The organism is Clostridium sp. 10cd*, assembly GCF_044336395.1.
Taxonomy (GTDB): Bacteria; Bacillota_I; Bacilli_A; order Erysipelotrichales; family Erysipelotrichaceae; genus Clostridium_AQ; species Clostridium_AQ innocuum.
In genome coordinates this window covers 4,094,596-4,109,736 of the sequence record NZ_CP172347.1, presented here as the reverse complement: position 1 = coordinate 4,109,736, position 15,141 = coordinate 4,094,596, and the positions used below count along the sequence as shown (strand labels likewise).

Annotated in this window: 16 protein-coding genes; all 16 read left to right on the top strand. The window is 45.7% G+C overall.

From position 1 onward, the window contains the following. Window positions 1-91 precede the first annotated feature (91 nt). The 16 genes from ftsE (ACG3M1_RS20575) (at window position 92) to ACG3M1_RS20500 (ending at window position 15,112) form a co-directional block, all read left to right on the top strand. Window positions 92-781, top strand: a complete 690-nt coding sequence (gene ftsE, locus ACG3M1_RS20575; protein WP_009270655.1) for a cell division ATP-binding protein FtsE — start codon at window positions 92-94, stop codon at window positions 779-781. Beyond that, window positions 774-1,670: a permease-like cell division protein FtsX gene (gene ftsX / locus ACG3M1_RS20570; protein WP_008816538.1), complete on the top strand. Its 897-nt coding sequence runs from the start codon at window positions 774-776 to the stop codon at window positions 1,668-1,670. The genes ftsE (ACG3M1_RS20575) and ftsX (ACG3M1_RS20570) overlap by 8 nt, the downstream gene beginning before the upstream one ends. After that, window positions 1,667-3,064: a murein hydrolase activator EnvC family protein gene (locus ACG3M1_RS20565; protein WP_008816539.1), complete on the top strand. Its 1,398-nt coding sequence runs from the start codon at window positions 1,667-1,669 to the stop codon at window positions 3,062-3,064. The genes ftsX (ACG3M1_RS20570) and ACG3M1_RS20565 overlap by 4 nt, the downstream gene beginning before the upstream one ends. Before the next feature lie 61 nt (window positions 3,065-3,125). Beyond that, on the top strand, window positions 3,126-3,815 hold the full coding sequence (gene ftsE, locus ACG3M1_RS20560; protein WP_009270654.1) for a cell division ATP-binding protein FtsE: 690 nt from the start codon (window positions 3,126-3,128) through the stop codon (window positions 3,813-3,815). Then, window positions 3,808-4,710, top strand: coding sequence for a permease-like cell division protein FtsX (gene ftsX / locus ACG3M1_RS20555; RefSeq protein WP_002606055.1), 903 nt, complete (start codon window positions 3,808-3,810; stop codon window positions 4,708-4,710). The genes ftsE (ACG3M1_RS20560) and ftsX (ACG3M1_RS20555) overlap by 8 nt, the downstream gene beginning before the upstream one ends. Window positions 4,711-5,027: 317 nt before the next feature. Continuing rightward, a complete protein-coding gene (locus ACG3M1_RS20550) occupies window positions 5,028-6,509 on the top strand; it encodes a S41 family peptidase (RefSeq protein WP_002606054.1) in 1,482 nt (493 codons plus the stop codon). Beyond that, complete coding sequence (gene uvrB / locus ACG3M1_RS20545) at window positions 6,499-8,475, top strand: excinuclease ABC subunit UvrB (protein WP_002606053.1); 1,977 nt, start codon at window positions 6,499-6,501, stop codon at window positions 8,473-8,475. Before ACG3M1_RS20550 ends, uvrB begins: the two co-directional genes overlap by 11 nt. A gap of 15 nt (window positions 8,476-8,490) precedes the next feature. Next, on the top strand, window positions 8,491-9,675 hold the full coding sequence (locus ACG3M1_RS20540) for an AI-2E family transporter (RefSeq protein WP_008816541.1): 1,185 nt from the start codon (window positions 8,491-8,493) through the stop codon (window positions 9,673-9,675). Window positions 9,676-9,984: 309 nt separating this feature from the next. Further along, window positions 9,985-10,731, top strand: a complete 747-nt coding sequence (yaaA, locus tag ACG3M1_RS20535) for a peroxide stress protein YaaA (protein ID WP_008816542.1) — start codon at window positions 9,985-9,987, stop codon at window positions 10,729-10,731. Window positions 10,732-10,879: 148 nt separating this feature from the next. After that, window positions 10,880-11,557: a DUF969 domain-containing protein gene (locus ACG3M1_RS20530; protein WP_008816543.1), complete on the top strand. Its 678-nt coding sequence runs from the start codon at window positions 10,880-10,882 to the stop codon at window positions 11,555-11,557. Beyond that, window positions 11,550-12,485, top strand: a complete 936-nt coding sequence (locus tag ACG3M1_RS20525) for a DUF979 domain-containing protein (protein ID WP_008816544.1) — start codon at window positions 11,550-11,552, stop codon at window positions 12,483-12,485. Before ACG3M1_RS20530 ends, ACG3M1_RS20525 begins: the two co-directional genes overlap by 8 nt. A gap of 15 nt (window positions 12,486-12,500) precedes the next feature. Then, window positions 12,501-13,142, top strand: a complete 642-nt coding sequence (gene pcp / locus ACG3M1_RS20520; RefSeq protein ID WP_008816545.1) for a pyroglutamyl-peptidase I — start codon at window positions 12,501-12,503, stop codon at window positions 13,140-13,142. 1 nt (window position 13,143) lies between these two features. Then, window positions 13,144-13,554: a gamma-glutamylcyclotransferase family protein gene (locus ACG3M1_RS20515; protein WP_008816546.1), complete on the top strand. Its 411-nt coding sequence runs from the start codon at window positions 13,144-13,146 to the stop codon at window positions 13,552-13,554. Window positions 13,555-14,027: 473 nt separating this feature from the next. Then, complete coding sequence (locus tag ACG3M1_RS20510) at window positions 14,028-14,477, top strand: DUF523 domain-containing protein (protein WP_008816547.1); 450 nt, start codon at window positions 14,028-14,030, stop codon at window positions 14,475-14,477. 127 nt (window positions 14,478-14,604) lie between these two features. Continuing rightward, window positions 14,605-14,871, top strand: a complete 267-nt coding sequence (locus tag ACG3M1_RS20505; protein WP_002606045.1) for a phosphocarrier protein HPr — start codon at window positions 14,605-14,607, stop codon at window positions 14,869-14,871. Window positions 14,872-14,944: 73 nt separating this feature from the next. Further along, window positions 14,945-15,112 (top strand): hypothetical protein, encoded by a 168-nt coding sequence (locus tag ACG3M1_RS20500; protein WP_009589156.1) that lies wholly within the window; start codon window positions 14,945-14,947, stop codon window positions 15,110-15,112. Window positions 15,113-15,141 lie beyond the last annotated feature (29 nt).

Here is a 15,141-nt window from a genome sequence, read left to right as displayed (position 1 = left end):
TCTGCATTTTGAAATTGTAAGAATTTTACATACGACAGACACTGTCAACGGTGTCGATTTATGTTATAATGTTAGCCAAAGGAGTGATGAAATGATCCTCTTAAAAAATGTATCCAAATCATATAGGAATGGGGTTCACGCACTGCGTGATATCAATCTTGAAATAGATGAAGGTGAATTTGTTTATATCATCGGTCCGACAGGGTGTGGAAAGTCCACACTGATCAAGCTGCTGGACGGAGAAGAGCTTCCGGATGCGGGAGAGGTATATGTTGCGGAAACCAACGTGGGAAAGCTGCGTCACTCCCGTGTACCCTTTTATCGCCGCAATATCGGTGTCGTGTTTCAGGACTTCCGCCTGCTTCCGAAAATGACAGTCTTTGAAAATATTGCATTTGCTCTGGAGGTGCTGGCGCTGGATAAGGTTACGATTCGACGGCGGGTACGTGAAATTCTGGAGCTGGTATCACTTCAGGATAAGGCAAAATCCTTCCCGGATCAGTTATCCGGAGGACAGCAGCAGCGTGCTACCATCGCCCGGGCCATCGCCAATCATCCCAAGGTGCTGATCGCGGATGAGCCGACAGGAAACCTTGACCCTGAGAAATCGATGGAAATCATCGAGCTGCTGGATAAAATCAACAAGGTGGAGGGGACGACCATCGTAATGGTTACGCATGACTCCACACTCGTGAATACATACAAAAAACGCACGATAGCGCTGGAGGACGGTTTTATCGTTGCGGATATCGCGAAAGGCGGATATATACATCATGATTAGTTTTATACAAAGTCTTCCCAAGCATTTCATGACGGCGCTCCGCAATCTGGGCCGTCATATGGCGATGACATTGTCCAGTGCCTCTGCTGTGGCAGTAACGCTGACACTGATGACTTTGTTTCTCGTGCTTGCGGCCAACATGAACAGCTTTGCGGATCATGTGGAAACAAATCTGAAAATTCATGCATCCATTGATTCCCTGCAGAAGCAGGATGAAATTGAACACATGGAAAAGCTGATCAAAGGAATCTCCGGTGTGAAAACAGTGGAATTCTCCAGCAAAGAGGATGAGCTGAACATCCTGATTGAGGAAAGCGGTTCGGTGTTTGAACGCTACAAGGAACGCAATCCGATGCCAAATGTATTCATCGTGGAGGTGGAGAAGGCAACCGATATTCCTCAGATTACAAAAACATTAAACAATATGGAAGGTATTGAAAAGGCACAGTATGGCGGAGAAAGCATACAGGATATGATTGACACCTTTGAAACGATACGATACGGAGGTGCCGTCTTTATACTGGCACTGGGTGTGCTTGCGATATTCCTGATTACCAATACTATTAAAATGACAATTTATACAAGGCAGACAGAAATTTCCATTATGCGAAACGTAGGGGCAGGAAACTGGTATATCAAAACACCGTTCATGTTCGAAGGTATGCTCATTGGAATGATCGGTGCATTGATTCCTGTGATTCTGACGATATTCGGTTATGGCTTTCTCTATGATTTCTTTGGCGGGCAATTCATGAGCAGCATGTTCGTTATGCAGAAGCCATATCCCTTCACCTTGCAGATTGCAGGGGTGCTATTCCTGAGTGGAGCTGTTGTGGGCATTATTGGCAGCTTTCTGGCAGCAACGAAATATTTGAGGTGGCGTCGATGAAAATGAAGAAACTTATGATTACAGGCTGTGTGGCGGCAATGCTGTTTCTGGTACCGTCACAGAAAAACAGCTGGCTGTATGCAGCAGATTTTGAAGGAAATGAAGAAGCATGGCTGAACAAATGCAGTGTTGCTCAGGAAAGTGAAGCGGCAGCGCAGCAGTGTGCGGCCTTTAAGGAATACTATGCGGGGCTGAGCAGCTCTTTAGAAGGAGAGGTATCCTCTCTGGATAAGAAAATATCCGCAATCAAAAGCAATATTGAGGAAATAACCTCCGTTATGAAGCAGCTGCAATCCTTGATTGATAAACTGGATAAGAATATCGAAATCAATAAAGCCAATATTCGAACCATTGAAGGTCAGATTTCCAAGCTGAATGTGGAAATCAAAAAGAAGCAGAAGGATATCGATCAGCGGAATAAGATCATCACCGATCGCATGCTTGATGAACAGGCGGTGACCGGCACCAATATGGATGTGGAGGTCATTATGGGCTCCAAGGATCTTGTTGATATGATTCGTAAGGTGGATGGTCTGCAGAGAATCACAGACAGTGATCAGGTGGAAATTAAAAAGCTGCAGAAGGATAAAGCTGAGCTGGATCATCAGAAAAGCGAGAAAAACCGGCTGAAGGCTGATGTGGAAGCGAAAAAAGCGGAGAACGAGAAAAATAAGAAAGAAACAGAAAAGGTACAGAAGCAGAAAAAGAAGCTTCTGGAGGAATACCGTAAGCAGGAAGCTGAACTGAATGAGAAAATGCGTTCGGTGCAGGTGGATATCGCAAGCATTCAGAACAATATAATCAATATCAATACCTCTGTCGCAGGAAAGCTGGATTTCAGTGGAAATGGTGCGCTTATGATGCCGGTTCGCGGAGGCAGCGTGTCTGCCGGTACCTGGTATTATCCTGACGGTGGAGTGCATTTAGGTCTTGATATTGCAACCTCGATTGGTACATCTTTGGTAGCGCCTGCTGATGGCATAATTTTATATGCGGACAATCCGGCACCAACTAACGGTGGATTTCTCAATAACTGGATTGGTTATCCTGCTGGCGGTGGTAATACGATTCAAATGTTGACACAGGCAGGCGGAACCACATATGCGATAAGTTTCTTTCATTTATCCAGAGAAGGCTTTGCGGTATCTGGAGGATCACAGGTAAAGAAGGGGCAGTTATTGGCGTTAACCGGACACAGTGGCAATTCTACAGGACCTCACTGTCACATTGAAGTTATCAATCTGGGAAAAATGAGTATATCCTCTGCAATCTCACAATTCCGTTCCTCTGCTGACTTTGCATGGGGCTGCGGCTGGGGTAATGGAGCATTAAGCAGAACCTGTGGCGTAAGCGGTGCCCCTTGTCGTGAAAAACCGGAAAATATCTTCGGGTAAGCTTACCTATAAGGAACGCTGCCCGTTTCAAGCGTAATTATGAAAAGTCAGGAGTGATGTTATGATCGTAATGGAAAACGTATCAAAAGAATATAAGAATGGTGTACATGCACTGCGGGATATCAATCTTGCCATTGATGATGGAGAATTTGTGTACATCATCGGACCGACCGGTTCAGGTAAATCTACACTGATCAAGCTGCTGGATGGAGAAGAAATCCCAAACAGCGGCACGGTTATGGTGGAAAATATCAATGTGGGAAAGCTGAAGCATTCCCGTGTACCGGTTTACCGCAGAAACATCGGGGTCGTATTTCAGGACTACCGTCTGCTTCCAAGGCTTACAATTTTTGAAAATATCGCATTCGCTCTTGAAGTCATCGGCATGAAAAAGGTGGATATCCGGCGTCGTGTGCGAGAGGTGCTGGAGCTGGTATCGCTGGAAGACAAGGCGAAAGCCTTTCCCAATGAGCTTTCAGGAGGACAGCAGCAAAGGGCGACAATCGGCCGTGCAATTGCCAATCATCCAAAGGTGCTGATAGCGGATGAGCCGACAGGAAATCTTGATCCGGATAAATCTGCGGAAATCATGGAGCTGCTGGAGAAAATCAATGAGGTTGAAAAAACAACGGTTGTCATGGTTACCCATGATTCAACGATCGTAGACCGCTTTAAGAAACGCACCATCTGTCTGGAGGAGGGCTATGTGGTTGCGGATATCATGAAGGGGGGCTACCTGAAGCATGATTAGATTTTTCAAGGCGTTCCCGAAATTCATAAAGACGGCCTTTTTGAGTATCTTTCGTCACATCGCCATGTCCTTATCGGCATCCAGTGCAGTTACCATCACACTGATTCTGTTTTCCGCATTTCTGATGATTGCAGGAAATGTATCTCTGTTTACCAATTCCATCGAGGATGATCTGCAGATTCATGTGGTTTTAAAGGCGGATGTAAAAACACAGAAGAAAATTGATGAGGCAAAAGACGGTCTGGAAAAAATCAGCGGTGTACGCAGGGTGACCTTTTCCGATAAGGATAATGAGCTGGAGCTGATGATTAAGGAAAAGGGGAAGGAATTTGAAATGTACCGCGGTAAGGATAACCCGCTGTGCAATGCCTTCTTTGTGTCCGTGAAGGATGCCAATCAGATCAAAGCCATCAATGCACAGATTGAACAGCTGCCCTTTGTGAAGCAGTCTGTTTACGGAGGAAACAGTGTATCCAAAATGATTTCCGTATTGAATACCATTCGCTCCGGAGGACTCGTCTTTGTCGGATTGCTGACACTGCTGGCACTCTTCCTGATATCCAATTCCATAAAGCTGACAATCTATGCGAGAAATGCCGAAATATCCATTATGCGAAATGTCGGTGCGGCAAACTGGTACATAAAGGTTCCGTTTATGATTGAAGGAATGCTCATAGGTTTAATGGGCGCTGTACTGCCGTGTATCTTTACCTATTTCGGCTATCAGTATTTCTTTGACATGCTGAACGGTCAGATTATAACCAGTCTGTTTACACTACAGCCGATTATGCCGTTTACACTTCAGATTTGCGGTATTCTGCTATTGGGCGGTATGCTGGTCGGACTTGTGGGAAGCTTTTTCTCAACTACGAAGTATCTGCGCTGGAAGCGCTGATATGGACACCGGCACGCAATGAAAGTGCCGCTTTATCAGAATAATCGTAAAAAAGGACTGCCGGGTGTGCATTCCGTGATTACACAGAGCTTTCCAAAGGGAGCGTTCTATGTAAATCTGGGAAGGATGTACTGCTCAGGCAGTCCTTTTCCTTGTTTTCACTTTGAAGGAAAGTCTATGAAAATGAGCGCCTTTATGAAAATGAGCGAATGAGATTTCACGAACTGTCATGTTCTTTCATCGAAATAGTTATCATCGTTCATAAAATGTGATATGATTATAAACGTAAATCTGTAAAGGACAATGAGGTGTTTTGTATGGCAGAGAAAAAAGTTGTGAGATATAAACTGGTCAGACATAAATGGCCGGATGAAATACAGGCAGAGAAAAAACGCAGACAGAGACGAATGTGCATTGTTGCCACATGTATCGTATGCTTTTTCGGAGGCTTCTTTTTAAACTCCACGCTGCATCAGACTGCGGCAGCCTCCAGAGATGAATTTCAGAAGCTGGAGGAAATCTATTCCATCATGAGTGACAAATTCTACTTCGGAAAGAATCAGAAAAATCTGAATCAGAAGCTGATTGACGGTGCGATCAGCGGGTTGGTGGATGCCGGCGGCGATATTCATACCAGCTATCTGGATAATGAACAGACAGAAAGCTTTACGGGCTCCATGGAAGGAAGCTTTGTCGGTATCGGCATTCAGTTTTACGGCGTGGATGATTCGACGTTTATCATCGATGAGGTGCTGAAAAATTCACCGGCAGAGGGAGCAGGCTTTCTGATGGGAGATCAGATTTATGCCATTGATGGAACTGTATGCAGGAATATGACAACAAGCGATGTTAAAGCGCTGATCACCAATTCCAAGAGTGATGAAATCACATTGGAAATCATACGGGAAAACAGGCATAAGAAAATCAAGGTGAAGAAAGCAACTGTGCAGGATTCCGTATACAGCAGTGTCAACGGGAAAACCGGAATACTGGAGCTTGACACCTTTGCGGAAACAAGCGGGGAAGAGGTTAAAAGCCATTTGGAAAGTCTGAAGAAGGATGGCTGTGAGAACCTGATTCTGGATTTGCGGGACAATACCGGCGGCTATTTGAAATCCGCACAGGAAATTGCCAGCTATCTGCTTCCGGACAATACCGTTATCTTCCGTGAAGAAACAAAGGACGGCACGAAGGAGGATTACAAAACCATCAGCGGTTATGAGCAATACAAATATAAGAAAATTGTTGTACTTGTCAACGGGGATACTGCCAGTGCGGCAGAAGTGCTGACTGCAGCACTGCGCGAACATCTGGGCGCAACCGTTGTCGGAGAAAAAACATATGGCAAGGGAACGGTGCAGGTGCCGCTCACCTTTAAGGACGGAACCATGTTTAAATACACAACAGCGGAATGGATTACGCCAAAGGGGGAAAAAATAAACGGGAAGGGCATTACACCGGATGTTCAGGTAAAGCTGGATGAAGCGTTCTATACGAGTGCACCGGTTCTGAAAAAGGAAGTATACAAGCCGGATACGGTTTCCGCAGCAGCGAAGAGTGCACAGATTTATCTGAAATTCCTCGGTTATGCAGTGGATCGGACGGATGAATATTTCTCTTATGCGTCCGGTGAAGCCCTGAAGCAGTATCAGAAGGATAAGGGAATGAAGGTCACTGGAAACATTGATGCGGATACCCTGACCTCTCTGCTTTCCAGCTGTGCGTTAAAATGGCATAGTGAGGAGGCAGTTCTGGATACGCAGATGAAGAAAGCGGTGGAACTGACAAATGGAAACTAAATTATTTGATCTTGTATCGGATTATCAGCCGCAGGGAGATCAGCCAAAGGCAATTCAGGAGCTGGTGGACGGCATTCAAAAAGGAAAGAAACAGCAGGTTCTGCTGGGGGCGACCGGTACCGGTAAGACCTTCACCATATCCAATGTGATTGCGAAGGTCAATAAGCCCACACTGGTATTCGCACATAACAAGACACTGGCAGGACAGCTCTATTCTGAATTTAAGGAATTTTTTCCGAACAACCGGGTGGAATACTTTGTATCCAACTTTGATTATTATCAGCCGGAGGCCTATATTCCAAGCTCCGACACCTATATTGACAAGAATGCGACAACCAACATGGAGCTGGATATGCTGCGAATGGCAGCTGTCAACTCCATTCTGGAACGAAGGGATACGATTATCATAGCTTCAGTCGCATGTATTTACGGTGCCAGCAATCCGGAACAGTATCGGGAGATGTTTTTCTCAATCCGTGTGGGTGATATCATTGATCGCAAGGAGCTGATGGGAAAGCTGGTCGCAAGACAGTATACGAGAAATGACATGGATTTGCTGAGGGGTACCTTTCGTGTCCGCGGAGATGTAATTGAGGTTGCACCGGGACATACGGACTCCTTTATCCTGCGAATCGAAATGTTTGATGATGAAATCGAACGAATCTGTGAAGTGGATCCCCTAACCGGCAAGGTTCTGAATGCCTATACCGTTTACGTGGTTTATCCGGCCAGCGGTTATGCGACAAAGCAGGAAATTATCAATCGGGCAGCGAATACGATCGAAGAAGAGCTGGCTGACCGTCTGCAGGTGCTGGAAAATGAGGGCAAGCTGCTGGAGAAGCAGCGGCTGGAACAGCGTGCGCGTTATGATATAGAAGCTCTGCGTGAATTCGGTGTCTGCCCGGGTATTGAAAACTATTCGCGTCATATTGATGGTCGTAAGCCGGGAGAACGCCCGTATACCTTATTTGATTATTTCCCTGACGATTTTCTGCTCGTAGTGGATGAATCCCATGTATCCCTGCCGCAGATTCGCGGCATGTACAATGGGGACCGTGCCCGTAAGGAAACACTGGTAAACTATGGCTTCCGTCTTCCTTCCGCACTTGATAACCGTCCGATGCGTTTTGAAGAATTTGAGAAAATGATCAATCAGGCAATCTTTGTCTCCGCAACACCGGGTAACTATGAGCTGGAACAGACAAAGGGTGAAATCATAGAACAGATCATTCGTCCGACAGGTCTTCTGGATCCGGTGGTAACCGTACGTCCGACGCAGGGACAAATCGACGATCTTGTGGATGAAATCCGTACGCGCATTGAAAAGAATGAACGTACTCTGATTACAACGCTGACCGTTCGCATGGCGGAAGATCTGACCAGCTATCTGAAGGGAATGGATTTCAAGGTGGCGTGGCTGCATCATGAGGTTAAAACGATTGAACGAACGGAAATCATACGGGACCTGCGGAAAGGAAAATACGATGTGCTGATCGGTATCAACCTGCTTCGTGAAGGTCTGGACATACCGGAGGTTTCTCTGATTACCATTCTGGATGCCGATAAAGAGGGCTTCCTGCGAAGTGAGCGCTCTTTGATTCAGATTATCGGTCGTGCTGCCCGTAATGCCCATGGACAGGTCATTATGTATGCGGATAAAATAACGGATTCCATGCAGAAGGCGCTGGATGAAACCGCACGTCGCCGTGAAATACAGATTGCCTATAATGAGAAGCACGGCATTACGCCAAAAACGATCATCAAGCCGATCCATGAGGTTGTCCGCAGTAAGGAAACCCAGGAAATGACGGCGAAATATATTGGGAAGAAAGCCAAGGTCAGCAAGAAGGATAAGGAAAAGCTGCTGGCAAATCTGGAAAAGGAAATGCGGGAGGCCGCAAAGGTGCTGGACTTCGAACGTGCGGCAGAGCTTCGCGATATCCTGCTGGAGCTGAGGAACTCATAAAGGAAGGGGTCTTCTATGTTCACTGAAAAAAATAAGAAAATCAACCGGCTGACGCTGAAGCATGTATTGTTTCTGATTACCTATACGATAGCGTTAATCTGGATCATGCTGCATCTGAATGAGGTGTTTGATACGGTGTCTATGATCATCGGTATGCTGCGTCCGTTTATCTATGGCATCATGATGGCGTTTGTTTTCAACATCCCTATGAAATTTTTCCTGAAAAAGCTTCCGGACAATCTGGGAAGGTGGAAAAAGGCGCTCGCCGCTGTATGCTCCCTGTTAATTATTTTCGGTATTCTCGCCTTTATTGTACGCATTGTGATGCCGCAGGTGATTGAAAGCATTGCCTCACTGGCGAATTCACTGCCGGGATATATTGAGGATGCACAGAAAACGATTACCAGTATGATCGAGAAACAGCAGATACCGCAGGATGTTCTCAAGCAGGTGGACACCTATTCCGCACAGCTGCAGGACACTCTGGTGAATCTTCTGAAAAACGGAATACCGCATCTGCTTACCATGGCAAGCGGCTTTGCGAGCAGTCTGGCCAATGTATTTATGGCGCTGGTTATTGCGGTTTATCTGACGGTATCCAAGGATAAGCTGCTGGAACAGTCTCATCGCTTTCTCTATGCCTTTACATCCAGCAGAGCGAATGCGTTTGTGCTGCGGGTCGCTCATCTTACCAACACAACCTTTTCCGCCTTTATCACCGGGCAGCTGGTGGAAGCGGTGATTATCGGTGTTTTGTGCTATATCGGCTGCCTGGTGTTAGGCTTCCCATATGCACCGATCCTGGGTGTGATTATCGGCTGTACCAACATCATACCGATTTTCGGAGCGATCTTCGGTGTTGTTCTGTGTGCCCTGCTGGTCGCATTCGTCAATCCTCTGCAAGGGGTGTTCTTTGTCATATTCGGCATCTGTCTGCAGCAGTTTGAATCCAATCTGATCTATCCGCGCGTCGTTGGAACAAGTGTGGGGCTTTCCGGCCTTTGGGTATTGTTTGCAATCACAGTTGGCGGCGGCTTGTTTGGCTTTGCGGGTATGCTGCTGGGACTGCCAACCTTCTCTGTTATCTATTCTCTGCTGCGTGAGGAAATGAATCGCAGAGTACGCTTGAAAAGGGAAAACAGCAGCGTGGAACTACCGGTGAGTGAGGACCTGCCGGAACAAAGCGAGGACATGATCTAAAAGCGGTGCTGTAAAGCTGATTCTAACACGGATTGAAATACCGGTGTACATAACAAACCATGAAGAAATAGATTTCCTTCACATGCAGGAACTTTATTTCTTTTTTTCGGTTTTTACTGCTTTATCAACTTATATTGTTATGGTAAAGAAACCTTTCGGTAGCTGTATGCTTTTGATTCTTCTTTCAGGGATATCATTCTTCAAAGAGGCTATAAAATCATTAGGAATGAAATCGGATATGAACATGCAAATCAATGCCGCAAAGCAGCTCCCTCTGCTATAATAGACAGGAGAAATGAGGAAGATAGTATGAAAATAATGTTATCACCAACCAAGCAGATGAAGCCGGTGAACAGAGAACCGCTGCAGCTTCCACACTTCATCAACGACAGTGAAGTTATATGTGAAAGGCTGAAGCAGCTTTCCGCTGATGAGCTGCGTACCCTGATGAAAATAAATGAGAAAATAGCTGTGGAGAATGTACAGCGGTATCAGAACATGACGTTTTCTCTTGCAGGCTCACCCGCGCTGTATACATATAACGGACTGCAGTTCAAGCATATGGGGGTGGAGAATTTTTCACAGGAGGATGCCGCCTATGCACAGAACTGTATACGAATACTGTCCGGTATGTATGGTGTCCTGCGTCCCATGGATGCCATCCAGCCCTATCGTCTGGAAATGCAGACACGTTTGCCGATCGGTGAATGCAGGGACCTGTATGCGTACTGGGGGGATCGTCTTGCGCATTTCCTCTTGCAGGAGGAAGGCGAAAAACCCTGTATCATCAATCTTGCCAGTAAGGAATATTCAAAAGCTGTGTACCCTTATCTGTGCGAAGAATCTACCTATACAGTGACATTTCTTATAGAGAAGGCGGGCAGACTGAAAACAGAATCCACGCAGGTGAAGATGGCAAGAGGCGCAATGGTTAACTGGATCATCACACAGCGGATATCCACCGCAGAGGAGCTTATCGCTTTTCACGCGGACGGCTATGCATATCATAAGGAATTATCCAAGGCACAGGAGCTTGTGTTTATGAAACGAAAATAAGGTAAATGCTGGCTTATTTCAATAAAAAATGGAAGCCTGAAGCTCTTTTTCAGGTGAAATGTGAAAATAATTCATAAAATTTTGTAAGAAAATGATTGCGACTTTTTACCGTTAATGATAAAATCCCCATGATAGAGAGGAGTTTATTATGGAATACTTGAAATTGATTGGAATCGTAATCATCGTTCTCGGCTTCGCACTGAAGTTCGATGTACTCGCAACTGTTCTGCTGGCTGGTCTGGTGACAGGAATTGTTGCAGGAATGGATATTCCACATATTCTTTCCATTCTGGGAGAGTCTTTTGTTAGCAATCGTCTGATGTCGATCTTCCTGATTATCTTCCCGGTAATCGCGATTATTGAGCGTTACGGGCTGAAGGAACGTGCGGCATATCTGATAGGAAAAATAAAAAATGCATCCGCAGGAAAGGTGCTGGCAATCTATATGCTTGTTCGTACTGCTGCCAGTGCATTCAATGTGCGGATCGGAGGACATGTTCAGTTTGTCCGTCCGCTGATTCTGCCAATGTCAGAGGCTGCGGCAAAGGTGAGTAAGCAGAGTGACCTGAGTGAAAATGAGGTGGAGGAGCTGAAGGGACATGCGGCAGCTGTGGAAAACTTCGGTAACTTCTTTGCACAGAACTGCTTTGCGGCGGCAAGCGGTGTTGTGCTGATTCAGGGAACACTTTCCATGTACAAGGAAGTTACACTTCCAAGTATTGCAATGGCCAGTATCCCGGTGATGGTCATTACCGTAGCTTTTACATTTGTGCAGGTTTTCCTGTTTGACCGTAAGGTAAAAAAGGCAGGTGCTCGTCATGACTGATTTTCTGACTAATATCGCTCCGGAAATATTTTATGCATTATGCGGACTGGTTTGTCTGGATGCCGGCTGGCGGGCATTCCGGAAGAATGATAAGGCAAAATACGGGACAGCGCTGTTCTGGGTGCTTGTCGGTGTGATCTTCATCCTTGGAAAATGGATTCCGAGTACGATTACCGGAGGAATCCTTGTGGTTATGGGGATTTTAACAGTTAGCGGGCAGGTACGTATCGGTACCTTCCGGGATGTCAGTGTTGAGGAAAAGGAAAAAGAAAACAGACGGATCAAAAGCTGGATATTCCTTCCGGCCGTGACAGTTGGTCTGATGGCGCTGGTGATGTCGTTTGTCAGAATCGACGGCGCTGCGCTGGATGGTGCCGTTATGGTTGGAATCGCCTGTCTGGTATCCTTTGTTCTGGCGGTTATCATCTGCCGTCCAAAGGTAAATGAAACGCGTGAAAATACAACCAAGCAGCTGATGCAGGTCGGTGCATCCTGTCTTTTGCCACAGCTTTTGGGCGCTTTGGGTACCCTGTTTACCGAAGCCGGTGTCGGTGATGTGATTTCCACAATGATATCCAGTGTCGTACCAAGCGGCAATATTCTGATCGGAGTCATTATCTACTGCCTTGGCATGGTAATATTTACGATGATTATGGGAAATGCATTTGCGGCATTCTCTGTCATTACTCTGGGAATCGGTATTCCCTTTGTCATTGCACAGGGTGGAAACCCGGTTGTTGTCGGAGCACTTGGTATGACCTGCGGATTTTGTGGTACCTTATTAACACCGATGGCTGCCAATTTCAATATTGTGCCAACAGCTGTTTTGGAAACAAGAAATAAATGGACTGTCATTCGGGCACAGGCACCGATGGCATTCGCAATGATCGTCGTACACATCGTACTGATGCTGTTGCTGGCGTTCTAGGAAAGGAAGCTGTTTATGAAAATATTAGTGACCGGATTTGATCCGTTTGGCGGAGAGCCGATAAATCCCGCTATTGAGTCAGTGAAGCTGCTGCCAGCTACGATAGAGGGAGCAGAGATTATCAAGTTGGAAATACCTACTGTCGTTCATAAGTCTTTGCAGGTGATTCGTGAAGCTATTCAGAAGCATGATCCGGATATGATTCTGTCGATCGGACAGGCAGGTGGCCGCAGTGATCTTACCGTGGAGCGTATCGGTATCAATATCGATGACTGCCGTATCACGGACAATGAAGGCAATCAGCCCATTGATGAGCCTGTGTTTGCGGATGGTGATGCTGCCTATTTCTCCAACCTGCCAATCAAGGCAATGGTGAATGAGATACGCAAAAACAAGATACCTGCCTCTATATCAAACAGTGCGGGAACCTTTGTATGCAACCATGTGCTTTATGGTGTGCGCTATATGATTGAAAAGGAATTTGCCGGCAAGAAAAGCGGATTTATCCATATTCCGTATCTTCCACAGCAGGTGGTGGACAAGCCGGGACAGCCGAGCATGGCGCTGGAGGTTATCGTTAAGGGGTTAACCTGTGCTATTTCCGCAATGATCCATAATGAAGCGGATGTCAAAACGACAGGAGGCACCATCTGTTAGAATGAAGCTGTTCGTTTATGGATCCCTGCGAATGGGATTGTATAATTATGAGCTTTATTTGAAGGGGAAGAGTCGGTTTTTAGGCTATGGCTATGTCATCGGGGAACTGTATTCCCTAAAGGAACGCTCATACCCGGCACTGCTTCCGGGGAATTCCAGAATTCTTGGAGAAATCTATGAGGTGGATGAAGCGGCAGCCCGTGCGGTTGATGCACTGGAGGAATATGTGCCTGGTAGTTCGGAAAATGAATATGAGAAAATAAACACGCAGATACTGGATGAACAGGGCAGACAGCTGGATATATTGCCTGTCTACTGGTATCATGTGGAGAAGCCGGGGAACCGCGAGCTTTTGGATGAAATTATACAGGAGCATGATTTTACAGCCTATTGCAAGGCAAAAGCAAGCTAATACAGGAAGCCGTATTGTGATTTGTGCAGGCGGCTTTTTTGCGCTACAAGCTCGTCTGCGTGAATATACAGGTGCGCTTAAAATCGTCGATAGGAATGTGTGAAATAAAATCCAGTTTGTGATGAAATCAGTAATTTGAAACAACTGTTAGGCAATGTCTGCGCCTGCGCTCAAAGCGTGGGAGAATAGAGGGAGTTTAAACATATGGTCCCTATCAGGATATGTGGGGGAATGAAGATAGAATGTGAAAGGAAGCTGCCAATTATGGTTTTATAGTTTGTTTCATGATGATATGCGGAAGCGAATCGGTATTGAGAGGATTGAATTTTATGTGATACACAAACATTTGTATGTGTCACTGGATGGTTTATGATAGAATGTATAGAGATGTGGGTGTGCTGTTTTCTTTATAGAAAATAAGAAAAGGCTACATTCATTATTTAAATACATTGAATAAACAGGAGGGGTAAGGAATGAAATATGCTGTAAGCAGCTGCTTGCTGGGAGTAAATTGTAAATATAATGGCGGAAATAATGCTTCCTCGGAATTGATCGATTATCTGAAGGAGCATGAGGTGCTGCAGGTGTGTCCTGAGGTGCTGGGTGGTCTACCTACTCCAAGAGCTTGTGCGGAGATATCGGGGGAGTACATCATGAATACAGAAGGTGAGGATGTAACTGCGCAGTTTAAAAAGGGAGCAGCACTGGCACTGGCGCAGATACGTGAGTTTCAGCCGGATCTGGTCATTTTACAGCCGCGTAGTCCAAGCTGCGGAAAGGGAATCATTTATGATGGAAGCTTTCAAAACCGGCTGGTGGAGGGCGATGGAATGTTTGCACGTTTGCTGCTGGATGAGGGAATCCCGGTAATGACCTGCGGGGAATTTTTGGAAGAAGTGAAGCCGCTTTCTACAAAAGGCTGAGAAATGCATGGAAAACCCATGGGAAAAGCCATTTTTCTCGAAAAAAAACGAATTAAAGATTGTAAGTGGTATCAAAATGGTTTAAAATAGGATATGTAAAAAAGTTGTTTAATAGGAGGAATATAAAATGAAACAAATCACTGTATCTGTTATTGACCCAGTTGGATTACACGCACGTCCGGCAACTGTTGCTGTGAACGCTGCAAGCAAATTCAAATGTGAAGTTAACGTGTCTTTCAAGGGCCGTGAAGTAAACATGAAATCCATCATGGGTGTAATGTCACTGGGAATCCCTACGCAGTCTGAAATTACTATTTCCTGCAATGGTGATGACGAAGATGCTGCAATCGCTGCAATCGAAGAAGTATTGCGCGCTCAGAAAATCATCGGTTAATAAAAGAGAAAGGCTCCGAGCACAGTCCTGCTGATAGACTGTGGACGGAGCTTTTTTTGTATATGAGTATTGGATGGAGGTTTCACTTAAAAAACAATATACGGCTGTTGTGCGTATGCAGGAATATCATTTCTGGTGGAATGCCGGTATATTTTACCGCATGTATCTTACCTGTATCCTTATTATCGATGAGGACGCAGTCTCTTCCAGAGATTCAAATGTGCGTAAGCCATATCCATAGGCGGTGTGGAAATACCTGTATTTTACAGG

Bases quoted from the DNA above. Each gene is read 5' to 3' on its own strand.
- ftsX (WP_002606055.1), top strand. From the start codon at position 3,808: ATGATTAGATTTTTCAAGGCGTTCCCGAAATTCATAAAGACGGCCTTT.
- ACG3M1_RS20505 (WP_002606045.1), top strand. From the start codon at position 14,605: ATGAAACAAATCACTGTATCTGTTATTGACCCAGTTGGATTACACGCA.
- ACG3M1_RS20525 (WP_008816544.1), top strand. From the start codon at position 11,550: ATGACTGATTTTCTGACTAATATCGCTCCGGAAATATTTTATGCATTA.
- ACG3M1_RS20550 (WP_002606054.1), top strand. From the start codon at position 5,028: ATGGCAGAGAAAAAAGTTGTGAGATATAAACTGGTCAGACATAAATGG.
- ACG3M1_RS20515 (WP_008816546.1), top strand. From the start codon at position 13,144: ATGAAGCTGTTCGTTTATGGATCCCTGCGAATGGGATTGTATAATTAT.
- pcp (WP_008816545.1), top strand. From the start codon at position 12,501: ATGAAAATATTAGTGACCGGATTTGATCCGTTTGGCGGAGAGCCGATA.
- ftsE (WP_009270655.1), top strand. From the start codon at position 92: ATGATCCTCTTAAAAAATGTATCCAAATCATATAGGAATGGGGTTCAC.
- ftsX (WP_008816538.1), top strand. From the start codon at position 774: ATGATTAGTTTTATACAAAGTCTTCCCAAGCATTTCATGACGGCGCTC.
- uvrB (WP_002606053.1), top strand. From the start codon at position 6,499: ATGGAAACTAAATTATTTGATCTTGTATCGGATTATCAGCCGCAGGGA.
- ACG3M1_RS20530 (WP_008816543.1), top strand. From the start codon at position 10,880: ATGGAATACTTGAAATTGATTGGAATCGTAATCATCGTTCTCGGCTTC.
- ACG3M1_RS20510 (WP_008816547.1), top strand. From the start codon at position 14,028: ATGAAATATGCTGTAAGCAGCTGCTTGCTGGGAGTAAATTGTAAATAT.
- yaaA (WP_008816542.1), top strand. From the start codon at position 9,985: ATGAAAATAATGTTATCACCAACCAAGCAGATGAAGCCGGTGAACAGA.
- ACG3M1_RS20500 (WP_009589156.1), top strand. From the start codon at position 14,945: ATGGAGGTTTCACTTAAAAAACAATATACGGCTGTTGTGCGTATGCAG.
- ACG3M1_RS20540 (WP_008816541.1), top strand. From the start codon at position 8,491: ATGTTCACTGAAAAAAATAAGAAAATCAACCGGCTGACGCTGAAGCAT.
- ACG3M1_RS20565 (WP_008816539.1), top strand. From the start codon at position 1,667: ATGAAAATGAAGAAACTTATGATTACAGGCTGTGTGGCGGCAATGCTG.
- ftsE (WP_009270654.1), top strand. From the start codon at position 3,126: ATGATCGTAATGGAAAACGTATCAAAAGAATATAAGAATGGTGTACAT.